16 protein-coding genes are annotated in these 25,618 nt (G+C 41.8%); 4 read left to right on the forward strand and 12 right to left on the reverse strand.

All coding sequences use genetic code 11. The annotated features are described in order from the left end of the window. The 3 genes from PCY06_RS05185 to PCY06_RS05195 form a co-directional block, all read right to left on the reverse strand. The coding region (locus PCY06_RS05185) for a hypothetical protein (RefSeq protein WP_301389574.1) at nucleotides 1–1,186 on the reverse strand (1,186 nt) is incomplete at its 3' end. A 475-nt stretch (nucleotides 1,187–1,661) separates the two neighbouring features. After that, on the reverse strand, nucleotides 1,662–2,390 hold the full coding sequence (locus tag PCY06_RS05190; protein ID WP_048777354.1) for a pseudouridine synthase: 729 nt from the start codon (nucleotides 2,388–2,390) through the stop codon (nucleotides 1,662–1,664). A 1-nt stretch (nucleotide 2,391) separates the two neighbouring features. After that, a complete protein-coding gene (locus tag PCY06_RS05195; RefSeq protein WP_011999850.1) occupies nucleotides 2,392–3,534 on the reverse strand; it encodes an MFS transporter in 1,143 nt (380 codons plus the stop codon). 155 nt (nucleotides 3,535–3,689) lie between these two features. On the opposite strand from PCY06_RS05195, the gene def reads away from it, so the two are divergent. From def to PCY06_RS05215, 4 genes are all read left to right on the forward strand, one after another. Then, nucleotides 3,690–4,304 (forward strand): peptide deformylase, encoded by a 615-nt coding sequence (gene def, locus PCY06_RS05200; protein ID WP_045634364.1) that lies wholly within the window; start codon nucleotides 3,690–3,692, stop codon nucleotides 4,302–4,304. A gap of 229 nt (nucleotides 4,305–4,533) precedes the next feature. Next, nucleotides 4,534–5,577 carry a bifunctional glycosyltransferase family 2/GtrA family protein gene (locus PCY06_RS05205; RefSeq protein ID WP_045634365.1) on the forward strand — a complete coding sequence of 348 codons (1,044 nt, stop codon included), beginning with the start codon at nucleotides 4,534–4,536 and terminating at the stop codon, nucleotides 5,575–5,577. Then, nucleotides 5,574–6,473 (forward strand): phosphodiester glycosidase family protein, encoded by a 900-nt coding sequence (locus PCY06_RS05210; RefSeq protein WP_045634366.1) that lies wholly within the window; start codon nucleotides 5,574–5,576, stop codon nucleotides 6,471–6,473. Before PCY06_RS05205 ends, PCY06_RS05210 begins: the two co-directional genes overlap by 4 nt. Next, entirely contained in the window at nucleotides 6,454–6,870 is a 417-nt protein-coding gene (locus tag PCY06_RS05215; protein ID WP_045634367.1) for a hypothetical protein, read from the forward strand. Before PCY06_RS05210 ends, PCY06_RS05215 begins: the two co-directional genes overlap by 20 nt. 91 nt (nucleotides 6,871–6,961) lie before the next feature. Here the strand turns inward: PCY06_RS05215 and PCY06_RS05220 are convergent, their stop codons facing one another. From PCY06_RS05220 to PCY06_RS05260, 9 genes are all read right to left on the reverse strand, one after another. After that, nucleotides 6,962–11,446 carry an SGO_0316/SGO_0317 family LPXTG-anchored serine peptidase gene (locus PCY06_RS05220; RefSeq protein ID WP_301389575.1) on the reverse strand — a complete coding sequence of 1,495 codons (4,485 nt, stop codon included), beginning with the start codon at nucleotides 11,444–11,446 and terminating at the stop codon, nucleotides 6,962–6,964. A gap of 84 nt (nucleotides 11,447–11,530) precedes the next feature. Further along, nucleotides 11,531–16,063 (reverse strand): SGO_0316/SGO_0317 family LPXTG-anchored serine peptidase, encoded by a 4,533-nt coding sequence (locus PCY06_RS05225; protein WP_082307216.1) that lies wholly within the window; start codon nucleotides 16,061–16,063, stop codon nucleotides 11,531–11,533. A 447-nt stretch (nucleotides 16,064–16,510) separates the two neighbouring features. Continuing rightward, entirely contained in the window at nucleotides 16,511–17,122 is a 612-nt protein-coding gene (locus tag PCY06_RS05230) for a histidine phosphatase family protein (protein ID WP_061601581.1), read from the reverse strand. Continuing rightward, complete coding sequence (locus PCY06_RS05235) at nucleotides 17,119–17,715, reverse strand: histidine phosphatase family protein (RefSeq protein WP_080889741.1); 597 nt, start codon at nucleotides 17,713–17,715, stop codon at nucleotides 17,119–17,121. Before PCY06_RS05235 ends, PCY06_RS05230 begins: the two co-directional genes overlap by 4 nt. Nucleotides 17,716–17,726: 11 nt before the next feature. Further along, a complete protein-coding gene (locus tag PCY06_RS05240) occupies nucleotides 17,727–18,569 on the reverse strand; it encodes a Cof-type HAD-IIB family hydrolase (RefSeq protein ID WP_048809650.1) in 843 nt (280 codons plus the stop codon). Between the two features lie 221 nt (nucleotides 18,570–18,790). Continuing rightward, nucleotides 18,791–21,175, reverse strand: a complete 2,385-nt coding sequence (locus tag PCY06_RS05245) for a phosphoketolase (RefSeq protein ID WP_105165085.1) — start codon at nucleotides 21,173–21,175, stop codon at nucleotides 18,791–18,793. A gap of 466 nt (nucleotides 21,176–21,641) precedes the next feature. Continuing rightward, the gene (metF, locus tag PCY06_RS05250) at nucleotides 21,642–22,496 is read right to left on the reverse strand and encodes a methylenetetrahydrofolate reductase [NAD(P)H] (RefSeq protein WP_045634373.1); all 855 of its coding nucleotides are present in this window, start codon (nucleotides 22,494–22,496) and stop codon (nucleotides 21,642–21,644) included. 137 nt (nucleotides 22,497–22,633) lie between these two features. After that, nucleotides 22,634–24,886 (reverse strand): 5-methyltetrahydropteroyltriglutamate--homocysteine S-methyltransferase, encoded by a 2,253-nt coding sequence (gene metE, locus PCY06_RS05255; RefSeq protein WP_061596160.1) that lies wholly within the window; start codon nucleotides 24,884–24,886, stop codon nucleotides 22,634–22,636. A 279-nt stretch (nucleotides 24,887–25,165) separates the two neighbouring features. After that, nucleotides 25,166–25,537, reverse strand: coding sequence for a hypothetical protein (locus PCY06_RS05260; protein WP_061596161.1), 372 nt, complete (start codon nucleotides 25,535–25,537; stop codon nucleotides 25,166–25,168). Between the last annotated feature and the right edge of the window lie 81 nt (nucleotides 25,538–25,618).

Genomic DNA, 25,618 nt, shown 5'->3' on the forward strand with positions numbered 1-25,618 from the left:
TCATCTGGATAATACCACAAATAAGAGCCACGAAGATATAGGCGGCAAATGGAAGCCATCTATCGGTGTTATATACAATTGATTGCCACTTATTACCTGCTGCTATGCTCGTTACAAACAAGCCTAAAACAGATAAAACTCCAGCAAAGACGCCATATACTGTTCCAAAAATAGTACTAATTAAGGTTACAAACAAGAGGCGCACATCAATCATTCCTAGCTGATTAAATCTTGCAACGACAAAGCTGAGGACTTCTGACAAGAGAAAGGCCAGTAAAATCTCTGCTGTTTTTTGGAAATCATTATGGCCCCGCAGTCTATAGATATTTTTTTTCAAACCTCGGAATTCAAGCCGTCTTAAAGGCTTACTTTCAGAAGCAAATTGGCAATAAAGGTCTGATAAATCATCTAAAATAGAATAATGGATAAACCAACCATACCGACCACGCAGATTATTCTTGTCCATTGTTTGGTAGAGAGGCGATAGCTTATTGGATGATTGGAAGCCAATCGTACTGTGCGAAAGCTCTAAGTTTTGTAACTTGGTCGCCAACTGCTGGAAGGTATCCTGAAACGGACTAGGAATTGTTAGAACTTCAATCTCATCTGTCCAACTATTAAATACTTTATAAACAAGTTCTGCTAAGTCTTCTGAATTAATAAAGTTTGCCACTTCATCGGGCTGCTCATCGAAACGAATTGGCTGATTGCGTCGGATATTAGACATTAAACCGTAGAAATAGTCCTCTGGCTGTGTTGCAGAATAAACATAAGGACTTCTAATAATCTTGAGAGAACCACTGTAGGTATGAGCCCAATGCAAGCAAAGATTTTCTGCTGCTCTTTCTAAATCCTGAGGCAGATTGATGATTTCTGGTCCAGTCAGATAGATAATCTTAGACCAGGTCAATTTAGAAGTGTTTTTTAAGAAATCCTGTAGTCTTTCCAATTCCCCAATCTGTTGATTTTTATAGGTCAAGAAATTTGAAAGATACAAAATCTGATCGAAGCGATAATTTTCTAAGATTTCAGCGATTCCGATTGCCTCTGTCTTCTTAAAAACTGTTACTCTCTTTAAGCCAGTTAAGTTGGTCTCTCCAAAAATATAGACATCGCTATTGGGGAAAGCCTCCTCAATGAACTCTTTAGATATGTAACCTGTGTTTCCGAATAGTAAAGTCTTCACATTTCTCTCCTTTTTTTATATCCTTTGTTCGCCTTAAGAACAAAATCTAGGTCGAAAATACTTTCATATATCGTATTATTTCACACTCAGTTTAAAATCATATAATTTTTTGGCAAAAATATCAAGTATATCACCCCGTAATTTACATAAAATATAGAAAGAACAATGACTTTATAAATTTAAGAATCAGATCAAACATTTGCTATATATAAAAAAACATCTTCGAGGATTATAATGCAACATAAAAAAACATTAGAAGGGCTCAAAGATTCACCCTCATTATACCACAAAAGGCGATCAATGAACACTATTCACCTGTCTCAAATCCAGACTTAATCTTACAAAAAATTCTCATCTTCAAATAATTGGAAACTTCCCACTATTTTGCAAAAATTTTGCAAAAATCAAAAGCACCCTCGAAGTCAGATTTTCATTCCAACCTCGAAGGTGCGACAATATTATAAAATTAAATTCATTATAATTCTACCTGAAATCTCTCCAAAGATTTCATCTCTTCTTCTGTTAAACGACGCCATTCTCCGAGGGCAAGCTCAGGATCCAATTGCAGGGGTCCCATCGAGAGGCGCTGAAGATCCGTAACTTCTTTTCCACAGGCAGCCACCATGCGCTTAACTTGGTGGAACTTGCCTTCAGCTAGGGTAATTTCTACGAGAGAGATCTCTTTTTCTTCATCCAGCTCTACAATCTTGAGTTGAGCCGGGTGACAGGTAAAGTCTTTCAACTCTATCCCTCTAGCAAACCTCTCCACATCTGATTGATTCATCAAGCCAGCTACTTTAGCTCGGTAGATTTTCTCTACGTGTTTTTTGGGTGACAGCATAGCATGAGCTAGCTTACCGTTATTGGTCAGAAGGAGTAGACCATGAGTGTCAATATCCAAGCGACCAACAGGAAATACTTCTTTTTGGCGAGCAGTCTCATCCAATAAATCCAGAACTGTTTTATGTCGTTCGTCCTCTGTTGCTGAGATATATCCCTTGGGTTTGTTAAGAAGATAGTAAACAAACTTTTCATAGGTCAACTTTTGGCCAGAAACAACAACCTCATCTGCCGTCTCGTTAATCTGAGTCTTGGGAGATTTTTCCGCTCTGCCATTGACCAAAACCAAACCTTTTTTCAAAACATCCTTCACTTGGCTTCGAGAACCAAGACCATTTTCTACCAAAAACTTATCTAGGCGCATATTATTCCTTTGTGATATTGTAACTTAGCATTGCTATGACCATCATGATGCCCCCTAGGACGGAGAAAATGAAAAGCGGAGCTTGAGATAGATGGCCAATCAAGGAAAGGATAAATGTTGTCACAGAGGCACCACCACTGCAACCTAAAACAGTAATTGAAACTGCCTGATTGATTAAGTGAGGGGGGATCTTTTCTGACACTGTATGAAAAATGGTCGTCAAAGTGATGCTGTAGGTAAAGCCTGCAAAAAGGGCACTAAAAGCTAACAGCCATATATTGCTGGAAAGACCAATCAAAATCAAGCTTAAGCCAAAACAAATTCCAATAATCGTCAGTAAACGGTCCTTAAAAATCCCAACCATCGGAGCGAAGCTAACACCAGCCACAATTCCAATTAACTGCATAGCACTCAAAATCAAACTGGCCGTTTGCGCTGTCCCTATTTGATGGTACAACACTAGACTAGGCACGCGCAAGTTGATGGCTGTATTACTGAGTACAATTACCCCAGCCACCAAAGCTGATAATAAGGTAAAGCGGAACTGGCCTGCTGTCATCTTTTCTTTCTTGGCCTGCTTATGTTGATGAACTTCCCCTTTTTCATAAGGAACAAAGAGGAGAAAAAGTCCCAAAACCAAAAAGCAGAAGGTATAAACAAGGAAGGTTGCTGTCCAGCCAAAGCGCAAAAGTTGGCCGACTGCCAGGGTCAGAAGGGCTGTCCCCACTACTTCTGCTGATCCTCTGTAGCCTAAGAGCTGTATGCGCTCATGACCTTGGTAACGCTCGCTAATAATTGAAATAGCCTTAGCATTGATCAAGCCTGTCCCCAAGCCAAAAATTAAACGGGAAAGAAAGACTAGATTATAGGATGGATTCAGAATGGGGACAAAGGCGCAAGCAGACATAATCAGCAAGCCAGTCACAATCATGATCCTCTCAGATAAGAAACGCTCAATCAGTCCATTCAACAAGAGCATGACCATAATCCCTATAGAGGGCAGGGACACCAAAAGCTCAACCTTATCAGCTGGGTAGTCCTTATAAAAATCAAACATGGCCGGCAAGGCACTGGAGATTGAAAAAGAGGTTGTCAGTACCAAAGATAGACTCAAGATACTGATTTTTTCCATTGTTCTTTTCATTTTCTTTCCCTTCAATAACACACTATTAGTATCATACAGTTTTTTGCACAAAGACGCAATCTGTTTATTTAGAAAAATTCATCATCAAGTCGTCTTCTTTATTTCTAGTCTGTTTTGTGATATAGTATCTTATAGAAAGAACGAGGAAAGAGAAGATGTCTGTTATTGAAAAACTTATTAAACCAGCTCATTTGATTGATATGAGGGATATTATCCGCGAAGGAAATCCAACCTTACGTGCTGTTGCTGAGGAAGTTTCTTTTCCCTTAGCGGACGAAGATATTCTTTTGGGTGAAAAAATGATGCAGTTTCTACACAACTCACAAGATCCAGTCATGGCTGAAAAACTTGGATTGCGTGGTGGTGTGGGACTGGCTGCTCCACAGCTTGATATTTCCCGCCGGATCATCGCTGTTCTCTTACCTAACCCTGAGGATGAAAACGGCAATTCACCCCAAGAAGCTTATGCTCTGAAAGAGGTTATGTACAATCCTAAAATCGTAGCCCATTCTGTCCAAGATGCGGCCTTGGCTGATGGAGAGGGTTGCCTATCAGTCGACCGCGACGTCCCTGGCTATGTAGTTCGACATGCGCGTATCACTGTAGATTACTTCGATAAAAATGGTGAGAAGCATCGGGTCAAACTCAAGGGCTACAAGGCTATCGTTGTCCAACATGAAATTGACCATATCAACGGTATCATGTTCTACGATCGGATTAACGAGACAGATCCATTTGCTATTAAAGAAGGCATGTTAATTTTGGAATAATGGATCAAAAGTACAAAATTTCTGACTTCTGTCTCTTAACGAGGTGAGACCAGACTAACTGTTTAAACAAGTAGTCTGGCCTCCCTCTTTTTTCTTGCCTCTCGACCATTTTTCCTTAAACAAATATTAAGCCAAACTTAAAGAAAACTGATATCAGTTAGCTTTAAGGGCTGCTCTTTATACTGTTCTGTATCTTATCTATCAAACATCTAAGAAAGAGGTACAGCTTATGGATTATCTCGTTATTCCAGCTTATGAGCCAGATTACAATCTCATTCGCTTAATAAAAAAAGTTCGTGAAAAGAGTGACTTTGAAGTAATCGTAATCAATGACGGCAGTTCTGCCTCATGTAATCGTGTCTTTGAACAAGCAGCAACGTATGCTACGGTCCTGCATCATTCTCTTAACCAAGGCAAGGGACAAGCTCTGAAAACAGCTTTTCGCTATATTCAGTCTCAAGGTCACTACGGTGTCATTGTCACAGCAGATGCAGATGGGCAGCATAAGCTCTGGGACATCCTGCGTGTTGCCAATGCCGCCCATGAGCAACCTCAAAAATTAATCTTAGGGGCACGCTCATTTACCGGAAAGGTCCCTCTACGAAGTCGATTTGGAAATAGTCTGACCCGTCTGTTATTTAAGCAACAAACTGGCGTTGCTGTTTCGGATACTCAGACTGGCCTTCGTGCCTTCACTAGCAATATGCTTCCTTTTATGCTTTCCATTGAAGGTCAACGCTATGAATACGAAATGAATATGCTTCTGCAAGCCTGCAAGGCTTATCCAATCGTGGAAGTTCCGATCGAGACCGTCTACATCAATGATAATAAAACTTCCCATTTTAGACCCATTCAAGATGGCTTAATGATTTACAAAGATATGTTTAAGTTTGCTCTATCCTCACTAAGTAGCTTCATTGTGGACTATCTAGTCTACGCTGTCGCCCTACTCTTTCTGGTAGCTGTGCCGACAACTCTGCGTATTCTACTTGCCAATGGGATTGCCCGCGTTACCAGCTCTATTTTTAATTACTCCGCCAATAAAAAGCTCGTCTTTAAAAATGAGGATAGCATTGCAAAAACAGGAAGTGGCTATTTTGGCCTGGCTCTAGGTTTGTTTATATTAGACACCCTTCTAATCAGACTCTTCTACGCTGTCTTTGGAGTCAACCTTCTACTCGTTAAGATTTTGGTCGGCATTCTGCTATTTTCTCTCTCTTGGCTTATCCAAAAGAAGTTTATTTTTAAAGAAAGGACCCACACCGTATCATGAAATTATTTAAAAAATCTTATGTTTATGCTAGTCTTTTTGGCTTATTGTTGACTGCATCCTTCAGCTACTCTATGCTCAAAACCTTTGTCTTATCAGAGTCCATCACAACTGTTAAAGCCAATACTACAAGTAGTAGCGCCAGTACAACGGCAACCAATGTTAGCACGTCTGATACTAGCTATAGTGATGACAATATCTCCATTACACTGACGGAAAAAACAGTCAGCAATACTCAGGTTTATATTGCTGATATAACGGTCAGCTCTGCTGAATATCTGAAAACTGCTTTGGCTCAAAATACTTATGGAACCAATGTCACTGCCAAAACCTCAATCACTGCTGCCAACAACAATGCTATTTTAGCTGTCAACGGTGACTACTACGGAGCTAACTCTACTGGCTATGTAATCCGAAACGGAGTTGTCTACCGTGATACTGTCCGAGAAGACTCCAGCAATGGTGATTTGGCGATTTACAAGGACGGCTCATTTAAGATCATTTATGAGGACGAAACATCTGCAGAACAACTGGTGAAAGACGGAGTTGTTAACCTCCTAGCCTTTGGTCCATCCTTGGTAGAAAACGGTGAGATTGTTGTTGACACTAATTCTGAAGTTGGTCAATCCATGTCTTCTAACCCACGTACAGCCATCGGTATTATCGACGAAAACCACTATATTATTATCGTGTCAGATGGCCGGACCTCAGAAAGTCAGGGACTATCCCTCTATGAGTTAGCTGAAGTTATGAAATCTTATGGCGTCAAGACTGCTTATAACCTTGACGGTGGCGGATCTTCTACACTCTACTTTAACGGTCAAGTAATCAATAAACCAACGACCAATGGAAATATTTCAGAAAGGGCGGTGAGCGACATTGTCTACATCGGTTACTAATCCAAGCAAAAAACGTTTCAAGAAGACAGCTCTTGTCTATACTCTCTTAAGTATTTTCTTCTTTGCCTTTAGCCGTATCTATGAATCTTTCAGCTTTGGCGAAACATCTACCTATATGCACTATCTCTATGCAGTTCCTTTAGTTGGAGGCATCCTCTTATTAATCCTATTCAAGATTATTCCCAACCTCTCAAGGCTCAGCCTCAACCTCTGGAACTCAGCAGTTGCTACTCTCACGGCGGGTGTCCTTTTCCGAGGCATTGTTAATCTATCTGGACGTTCCACGAAGCTGGATCAGCCCTATATCTATACTAGCATCGCCTTTCTTGTATTAGCTGTACTCTCAATATTATTTACTAGAAGCGTCTGGACAGAAGAAAATAATCTTATTGATTAAATATATAACAAAAACAACCGGAGTCTAAAATGACTCCGGTTGTTTCTTATGTAGGTAAGCTAACTTAAAATATTTTTAATTCTCCTATAGATTATTCGCTTTCTTCACGCTTTTTGTGAATGACCATTCCGGCCAATGCTAGCGAAGTTATTCCAAAGAGACTGAGTGCTAGAGAAGTTTGGTCCTCTTGTCCTGTCTTCGGAAGGACACCAGATTCTTCTTGCTTACTAGAAGCTGTTTTATAGTTAATCGTTAGTGGCATAGCTGTTGCAACTTTTTCACTAGCTTTATTTGTTTCAAAAGTAGGACGACTATCCGGATTTGTAGGAGCTGGGGCTCCTGGTTTCCTATCTGGTTTTACAATTATTCCACTATCTTGATCTGGATCAGGCGTCGGAATCACCATCTCCTTCAGATAGGATAAAACATAACGATTAATCTTATTTGTGACTTCATAGATAAAGTCATTTTCAGTTGCACGATATCCTGCTGGAAGCTCAACATGAATACGATAGTTTCCATTCATCAGCATGCTTTCAAAACTCAGAAGATCATAAATACTATGAGCAAGTGTACGGATAACCCCTTTCTCATCAATAGTCTTCACAACAGTTCCTTCTGGCACTGGCTTGTCAAACCCTATTGTCAACTTATTCTCAGATAAGTAGCGCGAAGCAAAGGTGACTTTTGGATGAGGATCCTCAGGAGAAACTGTCACTTTTTTCACTAGATCAGTTCCCCAATCATAATGGTAATCAGAAAGGGTAATCTTGACTGTATAAGTGCCGAATGGAAGCTCTGGGAAGCTGCCACCATTATAGGACGAATTAAACTCACCAGTTACAGCACGCCCCTGATCATCAAAGACTTGGTAACGCACAATTGATGGATAATAATTAATTACCTCTCCACTACTGTCTGTAAAGACAAGCTCCAAGGTCCCCTTGTCAGGAGTCTCTTTGTTTTCTGGACTTGATGTTGGCTCTTCAGCGACCGACGCTGCCTGAGCTGTTAGGTCTTCGCTAGTCTCTACTTTATTTCCTTGCAAGTCTAGTTCAGCTGTATTGTATACCTTATCCCAAACTGAATAACGAATCGTTGAAAGATCCACTCCCTCAGGAATGACATAACTTCCATCTTCTTCTGGAGTCAAGGCGTGCGTTTCTCCATCTTTAGTGTATGACAGATAGGTACCTGCGACTCCACTTCCTGTTTCGATAATCTTTCCAGGACGGAAAACTCTTGTCTTAGGATCATAGTGGGCGCTACCCGTCTCGATGCTTGGAGCTGTATTATCAATTTTAACTTTGAAATTCAACTCCTGCTTCTTAGCACCTGAGGCTGATGGACGGTAGGAAATGACAAATTGATATTCTCCATCTGGAAGCCGATTCCCATCATTATCCAAACCTTCCCAAGAAATTTCATAGAATTCTTCACTTCTGTTTCCGCTTCGGTAGCTCCAGTCCGTTTTTCTATGAACTTCATTTCCGATCTCATAAATGGGTTGTTTTCTCTCTGTGTCTTCTTTCTTGTAAACTGTCAGATGAACATTTTCGACATTGCGGAGCATAACAGCTTTTACCTTCACACTATCAAAACTAGAATCGTTATTTGGTGAAAAGTAGAGTTGATCCCCATCAAACTTTTCGCCATCCTGTCCCAGTGTTTTAGCTACAGATTCGCCGTTTTCGTACACATAGCTGATCAAGGATGTAAAATGATTATCTGGATGTCGCTCTTCCACATCAGGAATCTTGCCATCTGGATAGTCTGTTTTGTCCTTATAGTAATAGAAAGGTTTATCAGAGCCAGTATATTCATAAATCGGTTTTTCAATTCCTCGTAGATTTTGGTATTCCCCTCGGAAACCTACATAAGGAAGACTGACCAAATGCTGGTTGCTCTTAGCATCTTTAACAAGGAAAAATCCTTCTAGGAAATAACCATTTGGCATTTGTTTGCTCAGCTCGGATTGATATTTGCTGGCATCAACTGAGACACGAATAGTCCGTTGACCATGAGCTGGAACAGTGACGGTTTCTTTACCAGTCAAGGTCTCTAAAAGACGCGGGTGGAGCGTAAATTTCCCATCTTCAACTTGGTCCGTCTGAAGAGTTGTTTCGTAGGTGACCGTCTTTTCCTGATCAGATAAATTATGAACTGTCACATCAAACTCGAAAGTGTCCTTGACATTTCCCAAGGTCAAGCTACTCTTTTCGCCTTTTGCAGTGACATATAAATCACCTAGAGCAGCCGCTGTCACATCCATGACTCCAGCCCCCTGTTGACGGACAGAAGAATAACCCTTTGTTTCTTCATCCACATGGGGAACTGCTGTACTCATCGTCATTTGCTTGACGAGGATTTGGAGTTGTTCAGGTGTCAGATGAGGGAAGCGCTCTTTCAAAGACTGCTTGACCAAAGCTGTTGCCCCTGCAGCATGAGGAGATGCCATACTTGTCCCTCTGTCCATATAGTATTCACCGTTATTAACAGATGAATAAATCATTCCACCTGGCAAGGTCACATCTGGCTTCAAGTCACCATCAACTGATAAGCCCCAGGATGAAAAGTCTGACATCTGTTTAGCTGCTTCATACGGTACACGCTTAAACTTGTTGGCAATGTTCAGTTGATAATCACTGGCGTGTTGGGATAAAAGTTCTCCTGCTCGGTGGCCGATTACACCAACAGGGAAACGCTCCCCTAAACCTTCTAAATCAAATGGAGTAGGCCTTTCTCCTTGCTCTTTTGTCTGATAGAAGACCACTCCAGTCGCTCCAGCTGCTTTCAGCTGTTTGACTTTTTCAACGTCTGAGACCTGACCGCCTCTTTCAGTCAAAACCAAACGGCCATTAATCTGATCTCCTTGATAGTTTTCCAGCCCACCATTTTCCACATGGATATAACTTTGTGGAATGGTCGTCCGGAAACCATCTCGTTCAACAAAAGAATGCATTGGAATTTTACCATCAGGAAATTCTGTAGAACCGACTAGCTCCTTAACGGTTAAGCTTGCTTCCGTTGAAACGTGTTTAGTCAAGCTATTGATTGAAGCAACAGAAATGACATTTGGATTGACTGACGGTGTCCCTGTCATCCCGTAATCAGGTGTTGTAGCAAGTGGCTTACTATGCCAAAAACCATTGGTTGCCATATTGGTAGAAGCAACAGTAATGGTCACTCCCGCCTTGCGAGCTTCATCGAAGGCTTGACGGGTGATTTCACCAACATCATAGATGGAGCCTGAGGCAGTTCCTAAACTCATATTAATAGTATCAGCCCCAAGCTTCACAGCGTCTTCCACAGCCTTGGTATAAATAAAGTTTTGGACTTGTCCACCTTTCGTATCTGAAAAGACGCGCAAAAACATGAGCTGAGCTTCTGGAGCTACCCCGCGGAAAATTTCCCCGTTTGGAGATGGTTGAGAAGCATTTCCTACGGCAGTCCCAGCCACATGGGCACCATGTGAAATCGGATCTTCTTCTTTTACATTATCATCCATATCACTATAGTTATGAACATAGACGACTTTGTTGTTGTACCACTTACCATAGGTAATACCAGCCTTTTTCTTGGCTGCTTCGATATCAGCTTCACTTTTGAATTTTGCCTTGCTGATGTCCGTTAAACGAAAAGCATCGTGGGCAGGATCAACTCCTGAATCAATCACAGCTACAACCTGCCCCTGACCTTTAATCCCTTTATCCCAGAGCGGTTGTAAATTGATTAAACTGTTTTCTTCGCTAACTTTGGCAGGACTTGAGGTTGGGGAAGCGACAGCTGGTTGCTCCTCTTCCACTCTAGTCCGTCGAAGAGGAGCGTAGTCCACAGCATCGACACGCGCCAAACCTCGAATTTTCTTCGCATCTCCGTAAGTCGTTTCTAAAGCAAGTCCACTAAACAAAAGATTAATATCATAGAGTTTCTTAAAGCGAATGGACTGTCTTTCTAATTCTTTTAAAAATTCCTCGTGTTCCCGATTTGTCTTCTCAATTCGTCTAGCCTTGTCCGTAGCTGATGTAAGAGGGGCTTCGCCAGGTGTTTTTTCTTCCTTTAGGCGAACAAGAGCTTCTACAGGAGTCGCTTCATCCAGTTCATTTTTTGGAGCTTCAGCTACTTCTTTGTGGGATTTTTCTTCTATATTTTCCTGAGCTACTTTCTTTGAGGTATCAAGAACAGGCTGCTTATAATCATTTTCACTTCTCTTCTCAGGTTCAGGAGTGATATTACTTCCTGCCTCTTTTTCAGTGCTTACCTTATCGGGCTCATTGCCACTTTCTTTTACAGGCTCATTACCCTTATCAGATGGCTGAACACCTTCTGTCTGACCCGAGTCAAGAGTAGAAGGAAGAGACGGTTCTTCCGGTTTTCTTACTTCTTCCTCTTTGACAGGATGATTTTCTTCCGTCGTCTGTGCAGTATCCACTGCAGACGCTGTAATGGCTTGATCTTCAGAGGTTACTGTATCAGCCGCAACCATTGGTCCAACAAGAGCCAGTCCAATCAATACAGATGCTACCCCTATAGCATACTTTCGAATTGAAAAACGTTGTTTTCGGTGAAACTCCATACAAAACTCCTTTATTTTTAAGCTGGAAGCAAGAAACCTGACTGCTTCCAGCTGTTGTCTAATTATTAACGAATCCTTAAGTGATTAATCCTGGCCTTCTTTTCCTCTTTTATGAATGAGTCCAAAGGTGCAAAGTGACAAGAACAAGCCTAACAGACCCATGCCATCCCCAGCTTGTCCAGTCTTTGGCAGGCTTTCTTTTGCATCTAAGTCAGAAACTTCTCGTATGTCCTCTTCCTTCTTTTCACTTGGCTTGACATACATAGGACGCAAGTCTGCTTTTTTCGCAATTAGCTGATCTTCTTTATCCACTTCTTTTCCTTTACCAGGATCGGATGTCTTATCCGGAATGAGTGGATCTGGTTTTTGATCTGGTACTGGATTTGGGATTGGATTCGGTGTTGGATTCGGATTAACCGGATTGTCTTCTGCAACTTCTACAAATGTTGTTAAGAAGCGATTGATTTTTTCTCCTACTGAATAGAAAACATCATTTTCTACCGCACGATAACCTTTTGGCAGTTCAATATGAATCTGATAATCTCCATTTAATAAAATCTTTTCAAAAGTCTTTGGTTCATAGAGGGTTTGTTCTAATTCATGCTGTTCTCCGTTATCCTTACGAATAGCAAAAACTCTAGTTCCAGATGGTAAATCCTTATCAAAGACTACGTTAAATCGATTCTTAGATTTGTAATGGTAAACAAAGTTGACTAGGCCTTCAGGATGTTCTTTCGTCAACTCGACCGTTACAGTTGTAGGAGATACCCATGAATAGTTTTCGTCTTGTGCAACTACTTTGACAGTATAGCTACCAAATGGCAACCTTGGCAACTCACTTTCATAATAAGTATTAAACTCTTTATCAATTCGATTGCCCTTACTGTCGAATACTTGGTAGCGCATCATCTCAGGATATTGAGAGGTTGGATTTCCCTCTTCATCAACAACACGAACTTCCAGCCTTCCATCTGTTGCTTCTTCTTGACCGTCCTCAGAACTTCTTTTTCCTCTTGATTTTCCTGATTCCTTCTCAGCCGACTTATAAGCGTTCTGACCATCAAGGGTTAAAGTATTGGTATTATAAGCCTTATCCCAAATATAAAAACGAACAGTTGCTGGATCAACCCCTTCTGGGATCAAATATGAACCATCTTGATTCGGGCTGATTTCAATGGTTTGCCCATCTTTTTCGTAGGATAGGTATTTACCTGCCAGACCACTTCCTTCCTCGATAATGGTTCCCGGTCTAAAGATACGCGTTTTTGGATCATAGAGATCTTTGGTTGATGCTAATTGAGGAACTTGATTATCGACCTTGACCTTCAAAACGATTTCTTGAGGTTTTGCTCCAGGAGTACTTGGACGGTAGGTAAGAACGTATTGGTATTCCCCATCCGGAACGACCTGATTATTTTGGTCTTTCCCCGTCCAACGACTAGCATAAAGAATTCTACTTCTGTCGTTAATTCTCCAGCCGTAATCGGTTTTTTTCTCACTTTCGTTTCCTTGTTCAAAAATCGGATGTTCACGTTTCGTATCATCTGCCTTGTAGACTGCTAAATGGATATTATCAACATTTCTCAAAACGACCGCATTTAGTTTAACCGTATCAAAATGCCCATCTCCATTTGGAGAAAATACCAAGGCGTTACCATCGTATTTACCGTCTGTTTCACCAAGAACAACCTGCTCTTTCTTGCCATCTCTACGAATAGAGCTGACTAAAGCAGTAAAATGATTTCCTGGATCCTTGATTGGATTTTCCGCTTTCTCATCTTGATAGTAATAGAAAGGTTTTTCCTTACCAGTAAATTCATAAACTGGCTTTTCGATACCAGGTAGGTCTTGGTAATGTCCTTTAAAACCGATATATGGAAGACTGACTAAATCTTTTTGCGTCTTAGCATCCTTGAAGAAGACGAAACCTTCTAGGAAATAACCATTCTTCATTTGTTGGGATAATTCTTTGGTATAGGCGCTCGTATTAACCTTAATCGGAATGGTCACACTACCCATTGGAGGTACAAGGACAGTCTTATCACCTTTTTGGTCCAGTAGCTGACGCATTTGAAGCGTAATCCGACCATTTTCAACCTGATCTGTATTAACAACAGTATGGTAGCTGAGTTCTTGGGCTTGATTAGACAAGTTATGAACAGTCACCTCGAAGGTAAAGCTATCTTTAACATTTCCAAGTGTCAGACTACTATCCGTCCCTTTTCCAGTTACATATAGATTGCCAAAAGCAGCTCCCGCAGCATCCATCAGTCCAGAACCTTGTTGACGGACTGAAGAATAGGTATTGCTTTCCTTGTCCTTGTGAGGTTTAGCTGTACTCATAACCAGTTGACGAAGCAAGGTATGAATTTGCTCTGGACTATATTGCGGGAATCTTTCTTCTAATGCTTGCTTAATCAAGGCTGTTGCCCCAGCAGCATGAGGAGTTGCCATACTAGTCCCGCCATCCATGTCATAAGAACCGTTCGGAATAGCAGAATAAATCATACCACCTGGCAAGGTTACATCCGGCTTCAGTTTTCCTTCTGTTGACAGTCCCCAACCTGTAAAGTAGAGCATCTTATCGGCTTCACTATAAGGAACCTTTTTGACCTCTTGATGGAAAGTCAGCTTATACTCACCAGCATGCGCAGCTAATTCTTTACCTAAACTATGTCCTAGCACGCTGACAGGATAGAAGGAACCCCAATAGCCCATTGGAAGATTTTGTAGCTGGTCTCCTTGTTCCTCATTTTGATAAACCAAAACCCCTTTGGCACCAGCTTGACGAAGGGAGTTTACCTTATCTTCATCCGTAACATCGCCACCACTCTCAACTAAAGCAATTTTTCCTTTGACAGAAGCTGTCCGGTAAGCTTCTTCACCACCTTTTTCAACATGGACATAAGACTGCGGACCTTCAACAGGGAAAATGAGTCGATAGACCGGTAAATCAACAAGACCATTCTGGAATTCTTTCTTATCTTTTAAGGCAGGGATTTCTAAGCGAATCTTTGTCACATGGTCAATCTTATTATTAAAGGCTCCGATTGCTAAAACACCATTCTCAATGGCTGGTTCGTCAATTGTTCCAGTATCAGGAGCATCTGCTTTTGGTTTGGCTTGCCAATATCCATTCACAGCATAATTTCCTGCTGCAGCATTTATGACAACACCTGACTTTCTAGCAAATTCAAAGGCTTGTCGAGTAAGAGGATTGGTATCCGCTTCTGAGCCACTAATACCGCCGAAACTCATATTGATTGTATCTGCTCCAAGCTTAACAGCATCTTCCACAGCTTTTGCAACGATAAAGCCCTGCTCAGTCATTCCTTTCTTATCTGAAAAGACCCGCATAAACATCAGTTGCGCTTCAGGAGCCACCCCTTTAAGCAGTTCTCCAGTCGGAGCTGGTTTAGTCGCATTTCCAACTGCTGAACCGGCTACGTGAGTTCCGTGTGAGCGAGGATCGTCCTCTTTGATCTCATCATTCATATCAGAATAGTTATAAGCATAAACCACCTTATCGTTATACCATTTACCATAGGTAATTCCTGCTTTTTTCATAGCAGCTTCCATTTGCTCTTTATTCTGGTATTTGGCCTTGCTTTTGTCTGTCAAACTAAAGAAGTTATGCTCGTAATCAAGACCAGTGTCAAGAACTGCGACGATACGTCCTTGTCCTTTTATCCCCTTATCCCATAATGGTTGGAGATTGATTAGTTCATTTTCATCACTAACCTTGGTTGGCAACAAGGTATTTTGTTTCTTAGGAAGATCTTGAGGAGTGTTGGCAGTTGAAAGAGGTGTGATGTCAACTTTTTCAACTCTGGCTACCTGACGAATCTTCAAAGCTTCCTTATAGCTTGTTTCTAAAACAAAACCGTTAAAAATCAGATCAAAATCTGCTAATTTCTTATATTGGATTCCTTTTTCGTCCAATTCCTTTAAGACCGCAGCTTTGATTGGTTGATTTTCATGCATCCGAGCTTCAATTTGTGTAGCTCCTACTGGTGTCTCCTTTTTTTCTCCTGCCAGACGAACTACAGCTTGAACACGGGCCTCCTCATCTACTTTATTCGTAATATCTGATTCAACATTAGCATCATTTTTTCTTGCTTCTGAATCTACCTTTTTAGGCTCCTGTGGCACTTCTTTCTTTGTAGTTTCTGAATCTACCTTTTTAGGCTCCTGTGGCACTTCCTTCTTTGGAGTCTCTGAATCTACCTTATTTTGATTAGGCGATATTTCCTTATCGGGATTTTCCTCCGATGCTTTATTTTCTTGTCCATTTTCATTGACGACAGAATCAGCAACCTGAGTCTTGTCTCCTTCACCATCTGTCTTTGTTGTTTCACTCTGCGTTTCAGAGCGAGGCAACTCCTGACTCCTTGTATCTGCTTCTGAAGGTGCTAACTCTGGCTGTTCCAACTTTGAATCTTCTTTCTTCACAAGTTCGGAACTCTGTTCGACGATTGCTGGTGGCTCCAGTTGTGGATTTACTCCTGATTCTTGGGCCAAGACAGTTGGGCTATAAAAAAGGCATCCGACTACCACGGATACTAAACCAACTGAATATTTGCGAAAAGAGAAGCGTTGCTGTCTGTCGTTTCTCATAATTGGACCTCCTATATAAATTGTAAGCGCTTGCCTCGGCTTCATTGTAGTCTTTCTATGTTTTAAAGTCAATGAAAATTAGTAGAAATATATAAGTGTAATATAATATTAATATTTCTGATAATTTTCCTTAGAAAAAGAATAGAAATTATACAGAAATTACTCTTGCATCCTCATAAATAAGGAATTTATCGCTATTCTTCTTCTCATTTGACTTTACAAATACATTAGATAAAATCTAGGTCAACTACACGTCCCTTTCCAAAAAATATTTGGCTAGTTAGATTGTTAATAGTATGAAAATAGCCTAGTGCTTGTTTTCATATTGTATTTTTGACGAATGACAAACAAAAAGTCCTCTGAAAAATATTTCTAAGGACTGTATTTCATATCTAGAAAAGGAACTTGAGTCTGATCTTTTCCCTTTCTTATCCTCTCTTTTTATGGTCAAAGAGTAGTTTCACACTCATACAGACTACCCGTCAGCGGGTCAATGACTTCTGCCAGCCTAAAATGTCCCTGTTCATAATGGTAATGGCAGATGGCGCAGTTACCAAAGCGCACCTTGGGGTCCAGAGCTTGAGCTGCAATCTTGAGATAGAAGGCCCACATAGCACCTCCGTGGCTAACAGCCAAGACTGGCTCTGCTCCTGCCTGCTCCATGACCTCAGTCAGAGTGACCAGCATGCGCTCACCGACTTGGTCTACACCTTCTCCGCCATATGGGACGAAGAGGTCTTCAAAAGAGGTGGCTCCCGGCCGAAATTTCGGCTGCAGGCGTTCAGGCTGGGCTTCAAAGAGACCAAAGTTCCATTCTTTAATGCCTTTTAGACGAGTATAGTCGGTCCGGCCGGAGACAAGCTCCAGAGTATCTGAAGCCCGCTCCTGGGTGGACGAGTAGAGCTGACCAAAACGAATGCCCCGCCCTTGCAAATAAGCTCCTGCCTGCCGGGCTTGATTTTGCCCTAGTTCTGTCAAAGGAGAATCGCTAGCTCCCTGCACCAAGCCTTCTTGGTTGAAAAAAGTCTGGCCGTGCCGCATCAAATATAAATCTTTCATTTTCCCTCCCAGTCGCTAAAATCGTGACCAATGGCTTCTTCTAAGTAAAATTGGTCATCTTCAAAAGTAAACTTCAAGATACCGCAGTTGGTCATGTGACCTAAATCATCCAGACGCCAGTTTTTCTGCCAAGCTCTGGCAAAATTAGCCATAGATCCGCCATGGGAGACCATGAGTACAGACTGACCATCTGTCTCTTGCATGAGCTGAAGAATGGTCGTTGCCATACGCTCCTGGACCTGATCTTGTGATTCACCGCCATAGGTCACAAAGAAATCTCCATAAGGCAGGGGCGGATTGAGATCCTCGCTTTCCCCCTCAAAGGTGCCGAAGTTCCACTCCTTGAGCCCCTTCACACGCTTATAAGGAAGCTTACCGTCCGTTACCAATTCCAAGGTATCACAGGCCCGCTCTTGAGTAGAGCTATAAGCATCGTCAAAAGTAATTCCGGCATCCTTAAAATACTGCCCTGCCACCTTGGCCTGATAAATTCCAAAATCAGTCAGAGGAGCATCACACCAGCCCTGCACCTTGTGGCGCAGGTTGAAAAGCGTTTGGCCATGCCGCATCAGATAAAGAGTTTTTGCCATCATTCATCTCTCCTTTAGATGAGTTCTAACTTTTCAAAGGCCTTGTAGAGACCGTCTTGGCTGACCGGGTCTGTCACCAGATCGGCCATAGCCTTGATTTCCGCTCCGCCATTTCCCATAGCAACTCCGACCTGACAATAGTTCAGCATAGGAATATCAACCTTGGCATCGCCAAAAGCCAGAGTATCCGCCTTATCAGCATGAAGATGCTTCAGCAGAACCTCAATGGCATGCGCCTTGGTAATATCTTTGACTCCTAAGTCACCAAAGAGTGCATGCTCCCCCTTGCCTCCCCAAGTACCCGCCTTGAGCTCAGGAAAAGCTGCCTTAGAGTCCAGATGATCTTGGTAGCTCTTGAGGATAAAGCTGACTTTATTCAGGTCGTCTCGATAGAGCTCTCCACCATAAACCAAACCATGAAGGGCTTCTTCTGCCTCCATATTTACGACTTCTTCTGGATTGGCTCCTTTTCCAAGGATGTAGGTCCGAAGCACTGGTCGTGCTGCTTCGCGGAAACCCCTGCTGGCAAAGAGGCCATTATTACTCTCTAGGTAAAACTCTAGCCCCCGCTCCTGAAGCCAGTCCACTAGCCTCTTAGCGACATCGCGCGGAATCAGCTGGTGCAGAATAACCTGACCCTTATGCTCCACATAAGACCCGTTGCCACCAATCATACCATCAAAGCCAATATCCCAAATTTCCGGCGGCATCTCAGCCTTGCTGCGACCTGTGCACACATAAACCAAATGGCCCTTTTCCCGTGCCTTGCGAATGGCGATCACAGCAGACTCCGGTATATGATTATCATAGTCGATGAGGGTACCGTCCACATCCAGAAAGATGATTTTTCTCGTCATAAAGCCCCTTCCTTCTCGTTTTTGACATAAAATTTGTATATTTCTCACTCTAAATTAACTTGTTTTAGTGAAGTTATTTAGTTTTCTTCTATTATATACTTATTTGAAAGCCTTTTCCTATGAAATAATCAGAGATTCTGATACTATTCTATGATTTATTTAAATAATTAGCTTCTCAAATACACAAAAAAGGCCGGAAAAAATTCCTAGCCTTTTAAAGATTATTTATTAATGTTTTCCCATTTCCAGTTTTGAACCTCTGGGATATCATCACCGTTTTCACGGATGTAAGCATTGTGGTAAGCCACTGTCTCGTCCATTTTAGCAGAGAAGTCAGCTGCTGTTGCACCAAGTGCTGCATTTGCTGCATCTTGAGCCAAGTGGAAGCGATCCAATTCTGACATAACACGCATATCAAACGGGGTAGTGATGTCTCCATTTTCACGGTAACCATGAACACGAAGGTTGTGGTTGTGACGGTTAAAGAAGATGTCACGAATCATTCCTTCATAGCCATGGAAAGCAAAGATGACGGGCTTATCTGTTGTGAAGACTTTGTCGAATTCTTCGTCTGAAAGTCCACGCGCATCTACAGATGGATGGCGTAATTTCAGGATATCAACCACGTTAACAAAGCGAATCTTAAGCTCTGGGAAGGCCTTGTGGAGAATAGATACTGCCGCAAGAGCTTCTAAGTTTGGCTCAGTTCCTGCTGCTGCAAAGACAACATCAGGCTCTTCATTGTTAGACACAGTTGAAGCCCAGTCAATAACCTTGTAACCTTCACTTACCAATTCTTCTGCTTCTTCAGCTGAGTAGAATTGCGGACGTGGGTGTTTTGAAGTAACAATCAAGTTAACCTTGTCTTCTGCCTTGAAGGCTTCATCCATAACAGCCAACAAGCTGTTTGTATCTGCAGGTAAGTATTCGCGGATATACTCTGGAGTTTTCTCTGCCAAATGTGTCAAGATACCTGGATCTTGGTGAGTATAACCATTATGGTCTTGTTGGAAGACTGTTGAAGTTGCAATCAAGTTCAAGGCAGGGTAGTTCTTACGCCATGTAGTATGAGTCTTACATTTACGCAACCATTTGAAGTGTTGTGTCACCATTGAATCTACTACACGAAGGAATGATTCGTAAGAAGCGAAGAAGCCATGACGACCAGTCAAAACGTAACCTTCTAACATACCTTCAGCCTGGTGCTCTGACAATTGTGAGTCAATAACACGACCTGCTGGGCTCAAAGCTTCATCGTATTCAGGTCTCATACGGCCCAACCATTGACGGCTAGTATGAGTGAAAACTTCTTGCAGACGGTTTGATTTTGTTTCGTCTGGACCAAAGATGCGGAAGTTATCTGGGTTAGCATCTACCAAGTCAGCAGCGTATTTACCAAACTCAATCATGTCTTGTGCCACGATCTCACCTGGAGTTTCAAACTTAAGGGCGTGTTTCTTCCAATCAGCAGTGTCCATTGGTTTGATAACACCAGCATTAGTGATTGGGTTCATAGCCATACGACGATCACCTTTCGGTGCAATCGCAGCGATTTCAGCCAAGATTTTTCCAGACTCATCAAACAATTCTTCTGGACGGTAAGATTTCAACCAATCAAGAAGGGCATCAACATGCTCCATGTGGTGAGCATCTACTGGAATTGGCACTTGGTGAGCACGGAAACCACCTTCGATTGGAGTACCTTCCCATGACTTAGGACCAGTCCATCCTTTTGGAATGCGAGCAACCAATACAGGGAAAATAGCTTGAGTTGCTTCTTCAGCAGATCCTTTACGAGCTTCAGCTTGGACTTTCTTAATTTCTTCGATTGCTTCGTCCAATTTAGCCGCAAAAAGAGCATGAGCAGCTTCATGATTTTCTGAAATAGCTGTTACGTCAGCAAAAATAGGTTTCCAACCTAAACCTTCAAAGAACAAGGTCAATTCTTCGTCTGTTTTACGTTCAAAGATAGTTGGGTTGTGAATTTTACCACCGTTAAGATAGAAAATTGGAAGAATAGCACCGTCATTAACAGGGTTGATAAACGTATTTGACAACCAACCTGCCATCAATGGACCAGTTTCCCCTTCACCATCACCGATAACAGTTGCTGCAATCACATCTGGATTATCCAAGATAGCTCCTGCTGCATGAGATAGGGCATAACCGAGTTCTCCACCTTCATGGATAGAACCTGGTGTTTCAGGAGCCGCGTGAGAAGCGATCCCCCCCGGGAATGAGAAGATCTTACACAAATGTTTGAAGCCTTCTTCGTTTTGAGGAATATTTGGATTTAACTCTGTATATGAGCCGTCGAGGTATGAGTTTGAAACCATTACCTGACCACCGTGACCAGGTCCTTCAATGTAGAACATATCTAGGTCATATTTATTAATCGTCCGGTTCAAGTGAGCGTAGATGAAGTTTTGTCCTGGGACAGTTCCCCAGTGTCCGATTGGGTGAGCCTTTAGATCATTAGCTACTACATCGCGTTTCAAAAGTGGATTGTCTTTTAGGTACATTTGAGCCGCTGAAATATAGTTAGCAGCACGCCACCAAGCATCAACTTTTTCTAAATAAGCCTTAGAATTATAATCTGTTGTCATGTTTCCTCGCCTTTCTATTTGGGTTGATTAGCCATAGCTAAATCCCTAAACATGAATCTACACCTGGTCTCTCCCAAGATCTCCCCTGAAAAGTGCAAAAAATAAAACATTTAGTTGTTTAATTTTTCCTCTTTCACTTCCATACTCTATTGGGTCAGGAGGTTGTATCTAGTAGAAGTATAGGTGTGATATAAAAGAAGTTAATCAATAAGATTTAAAACTCCTATGTTACCATTCTACCATACTTTTTGGAATATGAAACAATTAAATTAACTTTATATAAAATAATCTGTTTCAGCTGATTTATAAGAAATGTAAGCGTTTTTATGCTCCGAGATCTAAAACAACCAAGAACAGATCTAGATTAAGACTTACTGAGACTAAAAAATCCCCTCTCTTCCAGACCTGACTCAAGACATGCTAAATATCTATCAGTCTAAGAAGAATAAGGGATAGGGGGTTAATATTATGAGAAAAATGTATGTGTAGCCTGGTAAATATGATGGGCAGTTGCAGCATTGTTCATTGTATATAGATGAACACCAGCAACATCCTGGGTTACCAAGTCCACGATTTGATCCACTGCATAGGCAAGTCCTGCTGCTCTGAGCGACTCAGGGTCATGCTCATACTTGTCTAAGATGGCCTTAAATTTACGTGGAAGATGAATATTCTCACACGTTTTCAAGAGACGAAGCGCTTGATTACGGTTAAGAATTGGCATAATCCCTGCATGAATGGGAATATCAATCCCTGCCAAGGTACACTTGTCTTGGAAATCGTAGAAGCGCTCATTGTCAAAGAAAAGCTGAGTTACAAGGCTTGAACAGCCTGCATCCACTTTCTTCTTGAGATTTTGAATATCCGAGATTTGGTTTGGCGAGTCAGGGTGCCCCTCCGGGTAGCAAGCGCCAACAATATCAAAGTGCGGGGCTTCTTCCTTGATGTACTCAATTAAGTCAGTCGCGTACTTAAAATCATCCTTGGGTGCTACATCAGGGAAAATATCCCCTCTTAGAGCTAAAATCTTATGTACACCAACCTTGTCCAAAGCCTGGAGTGTATCTGAGACCATTTCCTTGGTTAGATAGACCGCTGGAAGGTGAGCGATGGTAGGAATCTTCAAATCATTATAGATGAAGTCAGCCAAACGTACCGTTGTCTCCTCTATATTAAATTTATTATTGCTAGCAGTCACACTAATATAGTGAGGTGCAATATCCTGCATTTCCCGAAGAGCCTGGATTATTTTTTCATTGCCTACTGCTGGATTGGGAGGAAATACTTCAAATGAGAGACTAGGTGTGTGGTGACGAACCATAAAATAAAAAGTTCCTTTCAGTGATATACCGCTAAGCTGAGAACAATCCTACAGGAACAATTTCTGCAGGATTGTCAGCTCCGGTTTAAATTTTCTGTTTTCCCTCCATAAAAATAAACGATTTTGTCAGAGGAGGATTATTTCAAGTGTTGTCTAGCTGCTTTTGCTGCCTCTACTAAACGAACCAAGCTAGCTTTGGTTTCTGGAATACCACGTGTTTTCAAACCACAGTCAGGGTTGATCCAAACTTTCTTACTTGGTACTTTGGCAAGAATAGCTTCGATGGTGTGGTCAATTTCCCCTTCGTTCGGCACACGTGGTGAGTGGATATCGTAAACACCAGGTCCTACTTCTGTTTGGAAGTTCTTCGCTTTGAGTTCATCCAAGATTTCAAGGTTTGAACGGCTTGCTTCAAAGGAAATAACGTCCGCATCCATGTTGTCGATAGCTGGGATGATATCTGTAAATTCTGAGTAACACATATGAGTGTGGATTTGCGTGTCTGGCGCTACTGTAGAGTGTACCAAGCGGAAGGCAGGGATTGCCCAGTCAAGGTAGTCTTCATACCAGTCGCTACGACGGAGTGGCAATTTCTCACGAAGAGCAGCCTCATCGATTTGGATAATCTTCACGCCAGCAGCTTCAAGGTCAAGTACTTCGTCCTTGATGGCAAGTGCGATTTGAAGAGTAGAATCCTTGATAGAGATGTCTTCACGTGGGAATGACCAGTTGAGGATGGTAACCGGTCCAGTCAACATACCTTTGACAGGTTTGTCTGTACGGCTTTGTGCGTAGCTAGACCACTTGACAGTGATTGGGTTAAGACGAGTGACATCACCCCAGATGATTGGTGGTTTCACCCCACGCATACCGTATGATTGTACCCAACCATTCTTAGAGAAGAGGTAACCTGACAAGTTTTGACCGAAGTACTCAACCATGTCATTACGCTCGAACTCGCCGTGCACCAGCACGTCAAATCCAACTTCTTCTTGCCATTTGATCCATTCGTCAATTTGCTCTGCCAAGAACTTGTCATAGTCTTCTTGTGATAATTCACCCTTACGGAAGGCCAAGCGTTTGGCACGAACTTCCTTAGTTTGAGGGAATGAACCGATGGTTGTTGTTGGAAGAGCTGGAAGTTTAAAGGCTTCTTCTTGGATAGCTTCACGTTCAGCAAAGGCTGGCAAACGAGTGTAGTCAGCGTCTGTCAATCCAGCGATGCGCGCACGAAGTTCTGTATTTTCACCCACACGTTCAGTTGCAAAGAGAGCCTTGTTTGTTGCAAGAGCTTCTGCACCTTGACCATTGCGGATAGCATCCAAGTCACGAAGTTCTTCCAATTTTTCAACTGCAAAGGCAAAGTGATTCAAGATAGCTGGCTCAAATTCTTCGTTAGCTGTTGTAAATGGCACATGAAGAAGTGAGCATGAGCTAGTCAAGACAATGTTTTCAGCTGGGATTTGCTCAAGAACAGCCAAGCTCTTTTCGTAGTTGTTGCGCCAGATGTTCTTACCATTAACAATACCTGCATAAAGAGTCTTGTCAGCCGGGAAGCCACCTTTAACAAGTTCAAGAGTTTTTTTACCTTCAACGAAGTCCAAACCAATCGCATCTACTGGCAACTCTACAAGATCAGAATAGATATCACGAACGTCACCAAAGTAGGTTTGAATCAAGACTTCCAAGCCTTTTTTGTCTGCCAAAAGCTTCTTATAAAGATCCAAGAAGAGAGCTTTTTCTTCTGCAGACAAATCTTTGACCAAGCTTGGCTCATCCAACTGGATACGCTTTGCACCCAGCTCTGCTAATTTTGCAAAGACTTCCTGATAGGCTGAAGCCAGGGCATCAACAAAGTCAGCTGGTGCCACACCGTCTTCAAAGTCAGACACTTGTAGGAGAGTGAATGGTCCGACCACTACTGGACGGGTTACTAAGCCTAGCTCCTTAGCTTCTGAAAATTCGTCAAAAATCTTGTGTCCAGCAAGTTTTACTTGAGTTTCTTTTTCAAATTTAGGAACGATGTAGTGGTAGTTAGTGTTGAACCATTTCTTCATCGGAAGAGCACGGACATCCCCTTTTTCGCCCTGATAGCCACGAGCCAAGGCAAAATAACGCTCCAAGTCAGTCAATTCCAAGCCTTGCACAGATGACGGCACCACGTTAAAGAGAAAAGCTGCATCCAGCACATTATCATAATGAGAAAAATCATTTGATGGAATCTCAGAAATTCCTTTTTCCTTAACAATATTCCAATGCTTAGCACGGAGCTCTTTAGCTGCAGCCAAGAGTTCGTCTGCTGAGATTTCTTTTCTAAAGTATTTTTCAGTTGTAAATTTCAATTCGCGGAATTCACCCAAACGTGGGAAACCAATGATAGTTGTTGACATATGCGTCCTCCAAAATTTTTCTTGATTTTATCTTATCAGAAAATCCCCCCTCTGTATAATTGGAATTTCCCAGAGTTTGATATAGCCTAAAACTATATCCTGATTGTTTTGATCATTAGAAAACCCTATTTTACAACTGACATTGATTGAAATTATTGTTTGGTATAATCAAAAACTATAACTTGAAATAAGAAAAGCCAGCGATTTTCTCGCTGGTTTTTCTTATTTCACCATCATTTTCTGAGCTCTTCGATTGAGAAAAAGTGGACGCGACACAGCTTACTCAGCCTTTTCATCACTCTTAAATCTCGGCAAATCTAAAAGGTATAGAGCTCCTCCCCCTATAGATAAAAGGCCAGCTAAGTTACCAAAAAAAGGGATAAATCCAACAATTGAGGCACAAAAGAGAAGCTTATGGCTGGTCTTATTGACTCTTGAGTCTTCGCTATAATGTGCCATTCCGACAATAGAAAGCGCCAAAAACAGCAGGCTTATTAATACCACCAAGCCACCCCAACCAGAGTTTTCGACCAGTTTGGGAACTAAATCAACTATTTTCCAGTCCCATCTCTCAGAAGAAGCGTAAAGGATTAAGAGTCCTCCTAAGATACTGGTAATTCCATTTACCAATAACAATTTATTCGACTTCATATAAATCTTATTCTTTCTTTTTTAAAATAGTATACCTAACCACTTTCTAATCTGTCAACTTTCTTGAAAGAATTGATGATC

It is taken from the genome of Streptococcus sp. SG1 (assembly GCF_030439935.1).
GTDB classification, from domain to species: domain Bacteria; phylum Bacillota; class Bacilli; order Lactobacillales; family Streptococcaceae; genus Streptococcus; species Streptococcus gordonii.